Annotated in this window: 14 protein-coding genes and 1 pseudogene; 8 read left to right on the top strand and 7 right to left on the bottom strand. The window is 64.0% G+C overall.

Annotated features, from left to right (window positions below):
- Positions 1-3: 3 nt before the first annotated feature.
- The 5 genes from ACTIFE_RS01905 to ACTIFE_RS01885 are packed head-to-tail and all read left to right on the top strand — an operon-like array spanning position 4 to position 2,533.
- Positions 4-252 (top strand): GlsB/YeaQ/YmgE family stress response membrane protein, encoded by a 249-nt coding sequence (locus tag ACTIFE_RS01905; protein WP_439527473.1) that lies wholly within the window; start codon positions 4-6, stop codon positions 250-252.
- Between the two features lie 23 nt (positions 253-275).
- Positions 276-518, top strand: a complete 243-nt coding sequence (locus ACTIFE_RS01900) for a GlsB/YeaQ/YmgE family stress response membrane protein (RefSeq protein WP_106754140.1) — start codon at positions 276-278, stop codon at positions 516-518.
- Between the two features lie 30 nt (positions 519-548).
- Positions 549-998, top strand: coding sequence for an acyl-CoA thioesterase (locus ACTIFE_RS01895; protein ID WP_439527472.1), 450 nt, complete (start codon positions 549-551; stop codon positions 996-998).
- A gap of 55 nt (positions 999-1,053) precedes the next feature.
- A complete protein-coding gene (gene lipA, locus ACTIFE_RS01890) occupies positions 1,054-2,031 on the top strand; it encodes a lipoyl synthase (protein WP_439527471.1) in 978 nt (325 codons plus the stop codon).
- Between the two features lie 37 nt (positions 2,032-2,068).
- A complete protein-coding gene (locus tag ACTIFE_RS01885) occupies positions 2,069-2,533 on the top strand; it encodes a type II toxin-antitoxin system RatA family toxin (protein WP_439527470.1) in 465 nt (154 codons plus the stop codon).
- 3 nt (positions 2,534-2,536) lie between these two features.
- Here ACTIFE_RS01885 and ACTIFE_RS01880 read toward each other — a convergent pair whose 3' ends face one another.
- The 4 genes and pseudogenes from ACTIFE_RS01880 to ACTIFE_RS01865 all read right to left on the bottom strand — a co-directional run bounded on the left by ACTIFE_RS01880 (position 2,537) and on the right by ACTIFE_RS01865 (position 5,478).
- Positions 2,537-2,962, bottom strand: a complete 426-nt coding sequence (locus ACTIFE_RS01880) for a hypothetical protein (protein WP_439527469.1) — start codon at positions 2,960-2,962, stop codon at positions 2,537-2,539.
- Positions 2,963-3,122: 160 nt separating this feature from the next.
- Positions 3,123-3,596, bottom strand: coding sequence for a hypothetical protein (locus tag ACTIFE_RS01875; protein WP_439527468.1), 474 nt, complete (start codon positions 3,594-3,596; stop codon positions 3,123-3,125).
- Positions 3,597-3,651: 55 nt separating this feature from the next.
- Positions 3,652-4,176 (bottom strand): CinA family protein, encoded by a 525-nt coding sequence (locus ACTIFE_RS01870; protein WP_439527467.1) that lies wholly within the window; start codon positions 4,174-4,176, stop codon positions 3,652-3,654.
- 28 nt (positions 4,177-4,204) lie between these two features.
- Positions 4,205-5,478 (bottom strand): annotated as a pseudogene (locus ACTIFE_RS01865) (bifunctional 2-C-methyl-D-erythritol 4-phosphate cytidylyltransferase/2-C-methyl-D-erythritol 2,4-cyclodiphosphate synthase).
- Between the two features lie 180 nt (positions 5,479-5,658).
- Here ACTIFE_RS01865 and dusB point away from each other — a divergent pair.
- The 3 genes from dusB to ntrC are packed head-to-tail and all read left to right on the top strand — an operon-like array spanning position 5,659 to position 9,259.
- Complete coding sequence (dusB, locus tag ACTIFE_RS01860; RefSeq protein WP_439527466.1) at positions 5,659-6,675, top strand: tRNA dihydrouridine synthase DusB; 1,017 nt, start codon at positions 5,659-5,661, stop codon at positions 6,673-6,675.
- On the top strand, positions 6,672-7,817 hold the full coding sequence (locus ACTIFE_RS01855; protein WP_439527465.1) for a two-component system sensor histidine kinase NtrB: 1,146 nt from the start codon (positions 6,672-6,674) through the stop codon (positions 7,815-7,817). Before dusB ends, ACTIFE_RS01855 begins: the two co-directional genes overlap by 4 nt.
- Positions 7,818-7,819: 2 nt before the next feature.
- Positions 7,820-9,259, top strand: a complete 1,440-nt coding sequence (gene ntrC / locus ACTIFE_RS01850; RefSeq protein ID WP_439527464.1) for a nitrogen regulation protein NR(I) — start codon at positions 7,820-7,822, stop codon at positions 9,257-9,259.
- Positions 9,260-9,282: 23 nt separating this feature from the next.
- Here the strand turns inward: ntrC and ACTIFE_RS01845 are convergent, their stop codons facing one another.
- Genes ACTIFE_RS01845 through ACTIFE_RS01835 form a run of 3 tightly spaced genes read right to left on the bottom strand, consistent with a single transcriptional unit; the run spans position 9,283 to position 14,200 of the window.
- Positions 9,283-10,407, bottom strand: coding sequence for an ABC transporter permease (locus ACTIFE_RS01845; RefSeq protein ID WP_439527463.1), 1,125 nt, complete (start codon positions 10,405-10,407; stop codon positions 9,283-9,285).
- Positions 10,408-10,410: 3 nt separating this feature from the next.
- Positions 10,411-13,203 (bottom strand): ribosome-associated ATPase/putative transporter RbbA, encoded by a 2,793-nt coding sequence (gene rbbA / locus ACTIFE_RS01840; RefSeq protein ID WP_439527462.1) that lies wholly within the window; start codon positions 13,201-13,203, stop codon positions 10,411-10,413.
- Positions 13,204-13,210: 7 nt separating this feature from the next.
- Entirely contained in the window at positions 13,211-14,200 is a 990-nt protein-coding gene (locus tag ACTIFE_RS01835; RefSeq protein WP_439527461.1) for an HlyD family secretion protein, read from the bottom strand.
- Positions 14,201-14,453: the final 253 nt, after the last annotated feature.

Genomic DNA, 14,453 nt, shown 5'->3' with positions numbered 1-14,453 from the left:
GTCATGGACGTCAAGGCGATTGTCATCTGGTGCATCATCGGTCTGCTGGCAGGCTGGATTGCAAGTTTCATTGTCGGCGGCGGCGGTCTGTTCCGCTATCTGCTGACCGGTCTGATCGGCGCCTTTGTTGGCGGTTTCCTCGTCAAGGCGACGGGGATTTCCATCAACATCGGTCATCCGCTGGTCAATGAAGTCCTGGTGGCGGCCATTGGTGCGATTGTCGTCGTGCTGATCGCGCGGATGCTGGCCTGAGGCACGAACTGAAGGAAGACGGCATGGGCTTTCTCTACTGGATCATCATCGGTTTGATTGCCGGTGCCGTCGCCCACCGGGTACTCGACAGCCGGGGCGGGTTTCTTGGCTCGCTCATCGTCGGGCTCATCGGCGCACTTGTCGGTGGCAAGCTGTCCGAAATGCTGAAGCTCAACATCACGGGCGGGATTCTCGACCAGCTGGTGGTGGCGACGGTCGGGGCGATCCTGTTCCTGTTTCTCTGGCGCAAGATCCGGGGCCGCTGAACCGCGCTCTGGTTGGCAGGAGAGAGGGACGTGGACGCCAAGGCTATCAGACTCGAAGACTACCCGAGTGTAGCCCGTGACAAGCTGCGCTACGGCGACACCGACCGTCAGGGCCATGTGAACAACGCGGTCTTCGCAACGTTCCTGGAAACCGGCCGGGTCGAGGCGCTGTTCGGCGCGGCCTCCGGCACGGGCGTTGATCTGGCAGACGACGGGTCCGCCTTCGTCATCGCCCGTCTCGAGCTGGACTTTCTGGCCGAGATCCGCTGGCCCGGCGAGGTTGCCATCGGCACGCGTGTCCTGAAGATCGGCACCAGCTCGGTGACGCTCGAACAGGCCGTGTTCCAGACCGACGTCTGCGCCGCGCGCGCCGTTTCCGTCATCGTGCAGATGGACGAGACGACACGCAAGTCACGTCCCTTGTCTCCCACAGCCGTCGCGCGGCTCACGCAGCTCATCAGTTCAAACGACAACGCATAGGCCCGCGGCGAAGGCAGCTCTTGACCTTCGCGCAGAACCGCTACATCTGGTGCACATGGTCACGATCCTCGACACCCTGAACCGGCCGCAGCCGGACACCGATGCCCAGAAGCCCCGCCATCCGGAAAAGGCGCATCGCCCGGACAATCCGGTCGCGCGCAAACCGGCGTGGATCCGCGTCAAGGCGCCGACGTCGCCCGTTTACCGGGAGACGCATCAGGTGGTGCGCGAGAACAAGCTCGTCACCGTCTGCGAGGAAGCGGGCTGCCCGAACATCGGCGAATGCTGGTCGAAGAAGCACGCCAGCTTCATGATCCTCGGCGACACCTGCACCCGCGCCTGCGCCTTCTGCAACGTGCGCACCGGCATGCCGACCGCCGTCGACCCGCATGAGCCCGAGGGCATCGCCACGGCCGTCGCCACCATGGGCCTGGAACATGTGGTCATCACTTCCGTTGACCGGGACGATCTGGATGATGGCGGCGCGAACCATTTCGCCGCCGTCATTGCCGCGATCCGCGCCAAGGCGCCGAAGACCACCATCGAGGTGCTGACGCCCGACTTCCTGCGCAAGGACGGCGCGCTGGAGATTGTGGTGAAAGCCAAGCCGGATGTGTTCAACCACAATCTGGAAACCGTCCCGTCGAAATATCTGAAGGTGCGCCCCGGCGCGCGCTACTTCCACTCCATCCGCCTGCTGCAGCGGGTGAAGGAACTGGATCCGTCGATGTTCACCAAGTCCGGCATCATGGTCGGCCTGGGTGAAGTCCGCAATGAAGTGCTGCAGCTCATGGACGATCTCAGGTCGGCCGACGTCGACTTCCTCACCATCGGCCAGTATCTGCAGCCTTCGAAGAAGCATCATCCGGTGCTGTCCTTTGTGACACCGGACGAGTTCAAGGCCTATGAGAAGATTGCCTATGCCAAGGGCTTCCTCAAGGTTTCCGCCAGTCCGTTGACGCGGTCTTCACACCATGCGGGTGAAGATTTTGCTGACCTCAGGGCTGCGCGGGCGGCCCGGCTCGGCTACTGAGGCGAGCGCAACGCGGACAGAGACCGGACACAGAGCGATGCCGTCCTTTGATACGACCCGGGATGTCGGCCATTCGGCGGCGGACATGTTCAATCTTGTGGCCGATGTGGAAAACTATCCGCAGTTCGTGCCGCTGTGCCAGAACCTGGTCGTGCGCGGGCGCAGGGAACTGGATGCGGCGCGGGAAGTGCTGATCGCCGACATGACGGTGGCCTACAAGCTGTTCCGCGAGACCTTCACCAGCAAGGTCACCCTTGACCGGGAAAAGAACGAGATCCTCGTCGAATATCTCGACGGACCGTTCCGGCATCTGGAAAACCGCTGGAGCTTTGCCGCCGTCGATGACCGGCGCTGCAAGGTGCAGTTCTTCATCACCTATGACTTCAAGAGCCGGACCCTGGCATCGCTGATGGGCGCCATGTTCGACATGGCCTTCCGCAAGTTTGCCGGCGCCTTCGAGGCGCGGGCGGATGACGTCTACGGCCCGGCGACACCGGCCTGAACGTCAGCGCGATTCAAAGGCCCGTCTGATTTCCTGGAAACGGAACTTGCGCGGAGCGGGCTCCGACGTCGCGGCCCGTTCCTCCTGCCGGTTCAGCTCGAGATCTCTCAGCCGCACCTGGCTTTGTGGATTGAGGCAGACTTGCGCCCAACCATTGCCGCTGTTTGTCTCGATGGCAAGCGTATAGCCGCGCTCGGCTTCCTGCTCGGTCCAGGCAACCGTGCGCGGGCGGACCCAATAGGTCGTGTCACAGTAGATCACCGCGGCAAAGCCGTCCTGGGCCCGCCGCAGCAACTGGTGGCTACCCCGGAACCGGTTCATGTTGTCCCGGGATATGATGTGAAACTCTTCGGGATAGCGATAGGCCTCGGCAGCCGATGGCGGTGCGATCAGGCCCAGGGCGAGCATCAGGATTACATACCACTTCACGACAGGATCCCATCGAGTTGCCCGGCCAACTGTCTGTCGGTCGGTACTGATCGATGCCAGTGTGAACAATAACTGTTTCTTAAGAATGAGTATCAACGCTCAATGTTTAATAAAACATGAGCGTTGGGGCAAAAGCGCTGGGACAGGTTGGTGTGGCCCGTCAATTCTGGTGGTAGCTGCTGCTCTTGTGCGTGGGCGCGCGCTTGGTGTTGAAGCGGTCGCTGATGGCCTTGAAGCGGCTCTCGGTGGACGGACGGGAATAGTCGCCGCCATTGGCTACGACGAAGTCCTCCTCCGTGATACCGAGGTCTGCGAGTTGAACTTCCTTGTGCGCCTCCCGGCACAGCGGAAGCCAGCCGCGGCCAGCATTGAACTCCAGCGCAACACGGCGGCGATACTCGGAGACTTCCATCTGTGTCCAGGCAACGGTCAACGGTCGGACCCAGAACACGCGGCCGCAATAGGTTGCCTCGACATAGCCCTCGCCGGGCTTGTCCAGAACCTTGTGGCTCCCGGAAAAGCTGCCGTCATTTTGACGGGCAATGAGGAAGTAGTCTCCCTCGACCGGCAGTTCATCTGCCCAAACGGCCTGACCGAAGATGGCCAGCCAGAGCGACGCAATCATTGCGCGCATGGTACCCTCTGTATCCGGTGCGAGACCCGAAACAGCCTCACACAAGCATACGGTTCTACGGGCAACTGTTTGAAGATGCCTTCAGAACATCGGTAAAATTTGAAACAAGCCGAACGGCGACACGGACTGCTTGAGCCCGGACTGCGGCGCGTCCGGTGTCCGGTATTTGATGCAACTCGGCGACTGTGTCCTGGCCGCGCGCAGCGCAGGCAAAGTGAACTGTACCAACGGGTTTTGCCGCCGAGCCACCGCCCGGACCTGCGATTCCAGTGATGGCGACCGCAATATCGGCCCTTGAGCGGGCGAGCGCGCCTTCTGCCATGGCGATGGCAACTGGCCGGCTGACCGCCCCATGCTCCCTGATCAGCGCCATCGGAACGCCGATCATCTCGGCCTTGGCCTCATTGGAATAGGTAACGAAACCACGGTCCAGCACGGCCGATGATCCCGGTACCTCCGTTACCAGCCCGGCAACAAGGCCGCCGGTGCAGGATTCGGCTGTCGCAAGCTTCAAGCCAGACTCAGCCATGCGCTTGACCAGTTCGGCGGTCTCCGCCAGCAGGGGATCAAGATCGGTCATTCGAGGGCTCCTGCATGCGGGGGATGGATCAGGCCTCGTCCTGCCCGGCCGGCAGGCGCACGGTTGCGGTGGCGAGCGCCGCGATGCCCTCCTTGCGTCCGGTAAAGCCAAGGCGCTCTGAGGTGGTTGCCTTGACCGACACGCGGCCGAGGGGCAGGGCGCAGATCTCCGCGATCTTCTCTCGCATCGTCTCGCGCACGGGGCCGATCTTGGGGGCCTCGCAGACAATGGTCACATCGAGATGAGCCACCTTGCCGCCGCGTGCGGCCACGAGATCCAGCGCATGGATCAGGAACTGGTCCGAGGCCGCGCCCTTCCACTTCGGATCGGAGGGCGGGAAATGCGCCCCAATGTCCCGGTCTGCTATTGCGCCGAGGATGGCATCGGTCAGCGCATGCAGCACCACATCGGCATCGGAGTGGCCGGCAAGCTTGCGCTCATGCGGCACGGAGATCCCGCCGAGGATCACCGCATCCCCGGCTTCAAAGGCATGCACGTCATAGCCGGTTGCCACACGGATATCGGGGTAGTTGGACCAGTCGGTCATGCGGGGGCGTTCCTGTTCAGCGTTGCCGCGAACCGCTCCACATCCCTGCGGGCCCGGTCCAGATCGGCTCTCGTGGTGATCTTGTAAGTCTCGGCGGCGCCTTCCACCAGCCTCACTTTCAGGCCGGCCCATTCGGCAAGGGATGTGTCGTCGGTAAAGGCGGCTTCGCCTGCGGCGAAGGCCGCGCGGTGAGCCGCGAGGATTTCGGCAAGGCCGAAGCCCTGCGGCGTCTGCGCCGCCCACAACCCGCTGCGGTCGACGGTACCGGTGGCAAAGCCGTCCGGTCCGGCCCGCTTTAGGGTGTCGTGGACGGGGAGGGCGGCAAGCACGGCCAGGTCACCTGACCTGAGCGCTGCCATCATCCGCTCGATCACCTTGACCGGCAAGAATGGCCGCGCCGCATCGTGGATGAGCACGTGGCGAACCTCATCGCGACCGGCGGACATCGCCTCCAGCCCCAGACGCACCGATGCCTGGCGGGTGTCGCCGCCGGTAACAGCCGGCAACAGGCGTCCGGCTGCATGGTGCGACAGGGCCGCGCGTGCTTCTTCATACAGCGTTTGATCGTCTGCATGGATCACCACCTGGACACGGTGAATATCCGGGCACGCGCACAGCGCTTCCAGGGTCCAGGTCAGAACCGGCAGTCCGCCCAGCGGCAGATACTGTTTCGGGGCGCTGTCATCGGCGCTTTTCAACCGGGTGCCACGGCCTGCTGCAACGACGAGCGCGTCGACGAGGGGAGGGCTGTTCATCAGATCGGTCCAGGCAAGGAGAGCGCGGCGCAGCGGTCGCTTCGGGTTGACTGCAGATAAAGGCTTTCCTTTGCAAGCCTCAACCGGTTATTTGCCGCACTTCCCCTCTGCCGGAAATATGACGCTTGCCGCAGCGCAAAAAATGATTACTCTGTAGGCACAATGAAACTTGCACACGATATGAGCAGAAGCGGCCCCATCACCCCAACCGACCCCTTGGTCATCGGATCGCATCGCCTGGCGAATCGGGCGTTTCTTGCGCCGATGTCCGGCGTGTCCGACCTGCCGTTCCGCCGGCTCGCCGCCCGTTTCGGCGCTGGCGTCGTCGTGTCGGAAATGGTTGCCTGCGAAAGCCTTGTCGAAGGCGATGCTGAAACCCGGACGCGTGCCGAAGGCGATGGCCTTGACCTGCATGTCGTGCAGCTTGCCGGCCGCGAGGCACACTGGATGGGCGAGGCAGCCCGCATTGCCGAGGATGCCGGCGCCGACATCATCGACATCAACATGGGCTGCCCGGCCAAGCGCGTGACCACCGGCTATTCCGGCTCGGCGCTGATGCGCGATCTCGACCATGCCCTGACGCTGATCGAGGCAACCGTGCAGGCGGTCAAGGTGCCGGTGACGCTGAAGATGCGGCTCGGCTGGGACCGGGACTGCCTGAACGCACCCGATCTTGCCCGCCGGGCCGAGAATGCCGGCGTCCAGCTCGTTACGGTGCACGGCCGCACCCGCAACCAGTTCTACAAGGGCGAGGCCGACTGGAAGGCGATCCGCGCCGTCGTTGAGGCCGTCAGCATTCCCGTGATCGCCAATGGCGACTGCGTGTCCATAAACGCGGCAGAGGACATGCTGGCGCAGTCGGGGGCCGCCGGTGTGATGGTGGGGCGCGGCTCCTATGGCCGGCCCTGGCTGCCCGGCCAGATTGGAGCCCATCTCAACGGCACGCCTGTTCCCATTGCACCGGAGGGGGCAGCACTCGCCGACCTCGCGCTCGAACATTATGACGCGCTTCTGTCCCTCTACGGGCTGGAGCTCGGCCGGCGCATCGCCCGTAAGCATCTCGGCTGGTATCTCGACCAGACCGACAACGTGCCCGGCGCCCTGCGCGCCGAAATGATGACCAGCGACAGCCCGGCCACCGTGCGTGACCTCGTCCGCGCCTGGTTTTCCTCGCAACCGACAAGGACCGCCGCATGACCGCGCCCGTTGCAAGATCTACAGATGGCCGCGCGGCGGCCCTGACAACGGACGGACCGACCATTCTCGATGCGCTGCCGCATCCGGTGCTGCTGGTTGCCCCCGACGGGGTGATCGAGGCGGCCAACATGGCGGCAGAGATTTTCCTGCGCTCTTCGGTTTCGGTGCTGCGCCGGCATCCGATCGACTATTTCGTGCCCTTCGGCAGTCCGCTCCTGACTTTGATCGAGCAGGTGCGCGAGCGCGGCGCGCCCGTGAATGAATACAAGGTCGACATCGGCTCGCCGCGCATCGGCTCCGACCGGGTCGTCGATATCCATGCCGCGCCGGTGTCGGACCGGCCGGGTGCGGTGGTGCTGATGTTCCAGGAACGCACCATGGCGGAGAAGATCGACCGCCAGCTCACCTCGCGCGGCGCCGCGCGCACGGTCACGGGTCTTGCCGCCATGCTGGCGCATGAGATCAAGAACCCGCTCTCCGGCATTCGCGGTGCAGCGCAGCTTCTGGAGCAGTCCGCCAGCGAGGACGACCGGGCGCTGACCCGCCTGATCATGGACGAGACCGACCGGATCGTGAAACTCGTCGACCGGATGGAAATCTTCTCCGACGAGCGGCCGATCGAGCGCGAGCCGGTCAATATTCATGTGGTTCTGGACCATGTGAAACGGCTGGCGGACACCGGCTTTGCCCGCGGCAAGCGCATTATTGAGGAGTATGACCCCTCGCTGCCCTTCGTCTATGCCAACCGCGACCAGCTGGTGCAGGTGTTCCTCAACCTCGTCAAGAACGCCAGCGAGGCCATAGGCAACGATCCCGACGGCGAGATCCGCATCACCACCGCCTTCCGTCCCGGCGTGCGCCTGTCGGTGCCCGGCACCAGCGACAAGGTCAGCCTGCCGCTGGAATTCTGCGTCAAGGACAACGGCCCGGGCGTGCCGGACGACCTGATGCCGCATATCTTCGAGCCTTTCATCACCACCAAGACCAATGGCTCGGGCCTCGGGCTGGCGCTGGTGGCCAAGATGATCAGCGATCATGGCGGCGTCATCGAATGCGAGAGCGTGCCACGCCGCACGGTGTTCCGCATCCTTCTGCCAGCCTTCATCGACATTGACCCCACCTCCAGCGACAGGACCGCCTGACCATGCCGACCGGGACCATTCTGGTTGCTGACGACGATGCAGCTATCCGCACGGTTTTAAACCAGGCCCTGTCGCGGGCCGGCTACACGGTGCGCCTCACCTCCAATGCCGCCACCTTGTGGCGCTGGGTCAGTTCGGGCGACGGCGACCTCGTTGTGACAGATGTGGTCATGCCGGACGAGAACATCTTCGACGTGCTGCCGCGCATCAAGAAGCTCAGGCCCGACCTCCCGGTCATCGTCATGAGCGCGCAGAACACCTTCATGACCGCCATCCGGGCGTCGGAGAAGGGGGCTTATGAATATCTTCCCAAGCCCTTCGACCTGAAGGAACTCACCAGCATCATCGCCCGCGCGCTGGAGGAGCCGAAACAGCGCCGCCAGGTCGAGACCGAGGACATGGGCGAGAATATCCCGCTGATCGGCCGGTCGCAGGCGATGCAGGAGATCTACCGGGTGCTCGCCCGCCTTATGCAGACCGACCTGACGGTCATGATCAACGGCGAGAGCGGCACCGGCAAGGAGCTGGTTGCTCGGGCCTTGCATGACTACGGCAAGCGCCGCAACGGGCCGTTCGTTGCCATCAACATGGCCGCCATTCCGCGCGACCTGATCGAGGCCGAGCTGTTCGGTCACGAGAAGGGCGCTTTTACTGGCGCGCAGGCCCGCTCCTCCGGCCGCTTCGAACAGGCGGACGGTGGCACGCTGTTCCTCGACGAAATCGGCGACATGCCGATGGAGGCACAGACCCGGCTCTTGCGCGTGCTGCAGCAGGGCGAATACACCACCGTCGGCGGCCGCACGCCGATCAAGACCGACGTGCGCATCGTCGCGGCCACCCACAAGGACCTGCGCCAGGCGATCAACCAGGGCCTGTTCCGCGAAGATTTGTTCTTCCGCTTGAATGTGGTGCCGATCCGCCTTCCGCCGCTGCGCGAGCGTGTCGAGGACATTCCGGATCTTGTGCGGCACTTCTTTGCGCTAGCGGAAAAGGAAGGCCTTCCAGCCAAGCAGATCGATGCGAGCGGCATGAACCTGCTGCGCCGCTATCGCTGGCCGGGCAACGTGCGCGAGCTGGAAAACCTCGTTCGCCGGCTTGCCGCGCTCTATCCGCAGGACGTCATCGGCGAAGGACTGCTGGAGCAGGAACTGTCAACGCCGGTGGCATCGCAGGCCTCGGAGGAACAGTCCGGCGAGATCAACCTCGGCCAGGCAGTCGAACGCTATCTCAACGGCTACTTCGCCAACTACGGCGACGCCTTGCCGCCTCCGGGGCTTTACCACCGTATCCTGCGCGAAATCGAGTATCCCTTGATCGGCGCAGCCCTTGCGGCCACACGCGGCAACCAGATCAAGGCTGCAGAACTCCTCGGCGTCAACCGCAACACGCTGCGCAAGAAGATCCGCGACCTCGACGTCCAGGTCCTGCGCTCCAGCCGCTAAGCAGACATCCCCGCCGCCGAGCCTCACCGCGCAGCGGCGATGGAGCGGCGGAAGCGGGCGGCGGCGAGGGTGAACAGTGTGAGGCCGACGATGGTGATCATCACCAGCTTAGGCCAGATGATGGCCGCACCCGCGCCCCGGTAGAGCACCGCCTGCGCCATCGCCACGAACTGGGTCGAGGGCACCAGGCTCATGACCCTCTGCAAGGCCTCCGGCTGGCTTTCGAGCGGAGTTTCACCGCCGGACAGGAGGTTCATCGGCAGCACGATGAGGATGAACAGGAGGCCGAACTGCGGCATGGTGCGCGCCAGCGTGCCAAGCAGGATGCCGAGGGCCGACGCGAAGAACAGATAGAGCACGGTTCCGGCAAGAAACAGCGGGATCGAGCCCGCCACCGGCACCTTCAACAGCCCCTCGACGACAATCCAGAGCGAGAAGGCGACGACGGCGACGATCACCAGCCCGTTGGCCCAGACCTTGGCCATCATGATCTCGAAGGGCGTCAGCGGCATCGCCAGGAGGTGTTCCAGCGTGCCATGCTCGCGCTCGCGGATCACTGCCGCGCCGGTCAGCACCACGGTCAGCATGGTGACGTTGTTGATGATTTCCATCACCGAGGAAAACCAGGCGCCGGTCAGGTTGGGGTTGAAGGCATAGCGCAGCACCAGATCGAGCGGCATGTCCTGTGACAGACCAAGGCTTTCGGCGAACCGGTTGATCTCCTGTCCCAGCGCATTGGCAATGAAATTGGCCCCGATCCCGGCCTGCATCATGGCCGTGGCATCGATGTCGAGCTGGATTGCCGGCGTCTTTCCGGCCCGCACATCCGCCTCGAAGCGCGACGGGATCACCAGCACAAAAGAGTAGGTTTCACTGTCGAGCGCTGCGTCGATCTCGCCATAGGAGATCCGCTCTGGCGGGAGGAACTCTGGCGGGCGCAGCGCCTCCACGAGCCGCAGGGACAGCTGTGAGCGATCCTCGTCCACCACCGCGATGGAGACGTTGTTGAGGTCACTCTTCATGCCTTCGGCGGCCATGTAGACGCCGCCGGTAAAGGCCCAGAGGATCAGGATCAGCAGCACCGGGTCACGCCACAGCGACAGGATTTCCTTGAGGCCCAGCCGGTAGATGGTGGCAAGACGGCGCATGGGTCAGCGCTCCTGTTTCGGCAGCAGGAGGACGCAGGCAAAGAGCAGCAGGGGAGCTGCCGGCAACAGCGCCAGGAAGCTGGCGGACAGTTCCGCAAAGCCAAGTCCCTTGGTGAAGGTGCCGACCGCGATGGTCATGAAATGAGCTGTCGGATAGATCGCGCCAATGAAAGCCCCGGCTCCTTCCAGCGAAGACACCGGCTGCATCATTCCGGAGAATTGCACCGCCGGCAGAACCGTGCCGATGGCCGTGCCGAAGATTGCGGCGACCTGCGTCGAGGTAAAGGTCGAGAACAAAAGGCCGATGGACGTGGTGGCGAGGATGTAGAGCACCGCGCCGAGCGTGAGCGCTGCGAGGCTGCCCTTGATCGGCACGCCGAACACGAATACGGCGATCAGCGTCATCAGCACGAAATTGATCAGCGCCACAAGAACATAGGGCGCCTGCTTGCCGATCAGGAACTCAAGGCTGGTCACCGGCGTGACATAGAGATTGGTGATCGAGCCCAGCTCCTTCTCGCGCACCACGCTGACGGCGGTCAGGATGGCCGGGATGAAGACCAGGAGCAGCGCCATGACGGAGGGCGCCATGGCGTTGATGCTCTTGAAGTCCTGATTGTAGAGGAACCGGGGTTCGATGGTCGCAGCCCCCAGCGGCGGGGCTTCGCCTTGCTGTTGCCGGTACTGCTCGACCAGATAGGCCCGGTTCAGCCCCTCGACATAACCGGCAATCGTCTCGGCCCGGAACGGCATGGCCCCGTCGATGGTCGCCGCGACCTGCGGTGTTTCGCCTCTGAGCAGGGCCTTGCCGAAGCCGGGAGGGATCTCGATGGCGAGCGAGATGTCGCCGGATCTGAGGCGCGGCAGGATCTCCGCCTCGGACCGGATCGGGGCCTGTTCGGCAAAATAGCGTGAGCCGGAAAAGCTCTCGGCATATTGCCGGCTCTCGCGCGTCTGGTCCTGGTCCAGAACGGTATAGGTCAGCTCGTTGACATCGGTGGTGATGCCGTAGCCGAACACCAGCATCAGCAGCATCGTTCCCATGAGGGCGACCGCCAGCCGGACGGGATCGCGGCGCAATTCCTTGGCTTCGCGCAGCGAATAGGCCATCAGGCGGCGGCGTGACAGAAACGAAAACGGCGCCCGGCGTTTGCGGGCAGGGGCGTCGTCCGTTGCGGGCATTGGCGCCGTTGTTGTGTTTGGCGGCACAGCACCGGCCGGTGCGGCCTCGGTTGCTGGTCCCTCCGGGCTTGCCGCCTCAAGGCAGGCGATGAAGGCATCCTCCAGATTGGCGGCACCATGGTCCCGGATCAGGTTCTGCGGCGTGTCGCAGGCGAGAACCTTGCCGGCATGCATCAGTGAAATGCGGTCGCAGCGTTCGCCTTCATTCATGAAATGCGTCGACAGGAAGATCGTCACCTGGTCCTGCCGGGCGAGGGTGATGAGCAGCTGCCAGAATTCATCGCGCGCCACCGGATCGACGCCTGACGTCGGCTCGTCAAGGATCAGCACATCGGGACGGTGCACGATGGCGACCGCCAGCGACAGGCGCTGGCGGACGCCAAGCGGCAGCGCATCGGGCAGCGTGTCCGCATGTTCGGCGAGGCGAAAACGGTCGAGCAACTCGCTGACACGGGTCTGTACGTCGGCGGCCGGCATGTGGAAAAGCTGCGCGTGCAGCGTCAGGTTCTGGCGCACGGTCAGCTCGCCATAGAGCGAGAAGGCCTGCGACATGTAGCCGACACGCTTCCGGCTCTCCAGATTGGCCGCGTTGACCTTCTCGCCGAACAGGAAAGCCTCGCCCTCGGTCGGCGGCAGAAGGCCCGTCAGCATCTTCATCGTCGTCGACTTGCCGCAGCCGTTCGACCCAAGGAACCCAAAAATCTCGCCCTTGCGGATCTCGAAGCTGACGTGATCGACGGCCGTGAAGGCCCCGAAGCGCTGCACCAGTTCCCTGGCAACGATGGCTGGCTTGTCGGCAGAGCCGGTGAAGGGCGGCACGATCAGTGCCTCATGCGGCCGGCCGGCGCGCTCCGGCAGGAGGTTGACGAAGGCTTCCTCAAGCGTTGCGCCCTGACCTTGCGCCTTCAGGTCCGCCGCCGTGCCCTCAGCCAGGATCCGTCCGGCATGCATGGCCACCAGATGCTCGAACCCTTCGGCCTCGTCCATATAGGCGGTGGCGACGATCACGGTCATGCCCGGCCGATCGGCGCGGATGGTCTCGATCAGCGTCCAGAACTGGCGGCGGGACAGCGGATCGACGCCGGTGGTCGGCTCGTCCAGGATCAGGAGGTCCGGGTCGTGGATCAGGGCGCAGCACAGCCCGAGCTTCTGCTTCATGCCCCCGGAGAGTTTTCCTGCCGGTCGGTCCAGAAAGGAAAACAATCCGGTCGCGCGCGTCAGATCGGCAATCCGGCGTTGCCGCTCGGCCCGGTCCTGTCCGAACAGACGCCCGAAAAACTCAAGGTTTTCGGTCACCGTCAGGTCCATGTAGAGGTTCTTGCCGAGGCCTTGCGGCATGTAGGCAATGCGCGGCAGCACCTTGCGGCGGGCTCCTGAGCGCGACAGGTCCGCTCCAAGAGCATGGACCTTGCCACCCTGGCATTTGCGCGCACCGGCCAGCAATGCCAGCAAGGTCGACTTGCCGACGCCATCGGGTCCGATCAGTCCGATGGTCCGGCCGGCCGGCACACCAAGCGACACGGCGTCGAGGGCCAGAACCTTACCGTAGCGATGGGTGACATCGATCAGCCGGGCGACTGGAAGCGGGGTGGGGGTGTCTGTAACCAGGGTCATGGCTGCCTCACGGCTGTTGCGGCAAGCGAACCTCGAGCGTCGATGGCCAGGGGATGGGCGGCGCCATCATGACATAGGCCTCACCCGGCAGGCCGGTACGCACCTTGTCGATATGCTGGGCGAGCAGGGCCGGATCGATCTTCAGCTTGACGCGGAACATCAGTTTGTCCCGTTCGGACCGCGTCTCAACCTCGCGCGGGGTGAATTGCGCATCGGCAGCAACAAAGGACACCGTCGCCGGGATCACGAATTCTGGGGCCGCATCCAACACGATCCGCGCCTCGGCCCCGATCAGCACACGCCCGACGCTGCCAGTCGGCAGGAACACGCTCATGTAGACATCGCCAAGGTTGAGCAGTGTCAGCACCCGTCCACTCGCTGCGACCACTTCGCCCGGTTCTGCCAGCCGATACTGGACACGCCCGGCGATCGGAGCGGTCAGCGTGCTGTCGTCGATCAGCGTGGCGATCCGGCCGACTTCAGCGGCAGCTGCAAGAACCGTGTTCTCGGCATTGGCAAGCTGTGCCTTGACGGCGGTGAGGGCGGCAGCGGCGGTTTCACGGGCTGTCTGGCGCTGGTCAACTTCCTGCTGTGAGATATGGCCGTTGCCGAGCAGCGTGCGGGCGCGTTCCAGCGCCTGTTCGGCGTATTTCAACTCGCTTTCGCGCTGGAGGATCTGGGCCAGAACCGTGTTCACGGCCTCGCGTGATGCCGCTTCCTGGGCCAGCGCGCCACGCCGCATGGCCTCCAGTTCCGACGTGTCGACCCGGGCAAGAACCTCACCGGCCGCAACCAGATCCCCCTCGGCGACCCTCACCTCCATGACGCGTCCGCCGGTGCGGGTCGCGATCTGGACGGTTTCGGCCTCGATTCGCCCGTTCGCCGTGGCAATGCCGTCGGGCAGGGTTGCTTGGCCTTGCCACCACCACCATCCGCCGGCAGCTCCGGCCATGAGAACCAGTGCAGCCAGAGCCAAAATCCGTCCGCGCGCGGTCATTGTATCTGCCCCTCAACCTCAGGATTTCCAGCCTGAGTTATGCGGCGCGTACGGGCTGCTTGCAATGCAACATATCCTCCGTAGTGCTGCGGATGAGGGATGCCCTTGCTGGTTGCCTGGTCGCAATCCTGTCGCAATTTGGCAACAAGGTGTGGTAACCATGTCGCTTCCTGTGGCTTGCCCGCGTCAGATTGACTTGCTGGCGCCGCAATTGCCCCGGACTCGCCACCCGATGACCATTCAGCCAAAGACT

Origin of the sequence: Pannonibacter sp. (genome assembly GCF_051860505.1) — a bacterium.
In the GTDB taxonomy this organism is placed as follows: Bacteria; Pseudomonadota; Alphaproteobacteria; order Rhizobiales; family Stappiaceae; genus Pannonibacter.
The sequence above is the reverse complement of the archived record's forward strand: the minus strand, read 5'-3'. Positions and strand labels throughout refer to the sequence as shown.

Bases quoted from the DNA above. Each gene is read 5' to 3' on its own strand.
- ACTIFE_RS01905 (WP_439527473.1), top strand. From the start codon at position 4: ATGGACGTCAAGGCGATTGTCATCTGGTGCATCATCGGTCTGCTGGCA.
- ACTIFE_RS01900 (WP_106754140.1), top strand. From the start codon at position 276: ATGGGCTTTCTCTACTGGATCATCATCGGTTTGATTGCCGGTGCCGTC.
- lipA (WP_439527471.1), top strand. From the start codon at position 1,054: ATGGTCACGATCCTCGACACCCTGAACCGGCCGCAGCCGGACACCGAT.
- ACTIFE_RS01885 (WP_439527470.1), top strand. From the start codon at position 2,069: ATGCCGTCCTTTGATACGACCCGGGATGTCGGCCATTCGGCGGCGGAC.
- ACTIFE_RS01875 (WP_439527468.1), bottom strand. From the start codon at position 3,596: ATGCGCGCAATGATTGCGTCGCTCTGGCTGGCCATCTTCGGTCAGGCC.
- ACTIFE_RS01870 (WP_439527467.1), bottom strand. From the start codon at position 4,176: ATGACCGATCTTGATCCCCTGCTGGCGGAGACCGCCGAACTGGTCAAG.
- dusB (WP_439527466.1), top strand. From the start codon at position 5,659: ATGAGCAGAAGCGGCCCCATCACCCCAACCGACCCCTTGGTCATCGGA.
- ACTIFE_RS01855 (WP_439527465.1), top strand. From the start codon at position 6,672: ATGACCGCGCCCGTTGCAAGATCTACAGATGGCCGCGCGGCGGCCCTG.
- ntrC (WP_439527464.1), top strand. From the start codon at position 7,820: ATGCCGACCGGGACCATTCTGGTTGCTGACGACGATGCAGCTATCCGC.
- ACTIFE_RS01845 (WP_439527463.1), bottom strand. From the start codon at position 10,407: ATGCGCCGTCTTGCCACCATCTACCGGCTGGGCCTCAAGGAAATCCTG.
- rbbA (WP_439527462.1), bottom strand. From the start codon at position 13,203: ATGACCCTGGTTACAGACACCCCCACCCCGCTTCCAGTCGCCCGGCTG.
- ACTIFE_RS01835 (WP_439527461.1), bottom strand. From the start codon at position 14,200: ATGACCGCGCGCGGACGGATTTTGGCTCTGGCTGCACTGGTTCTCATG.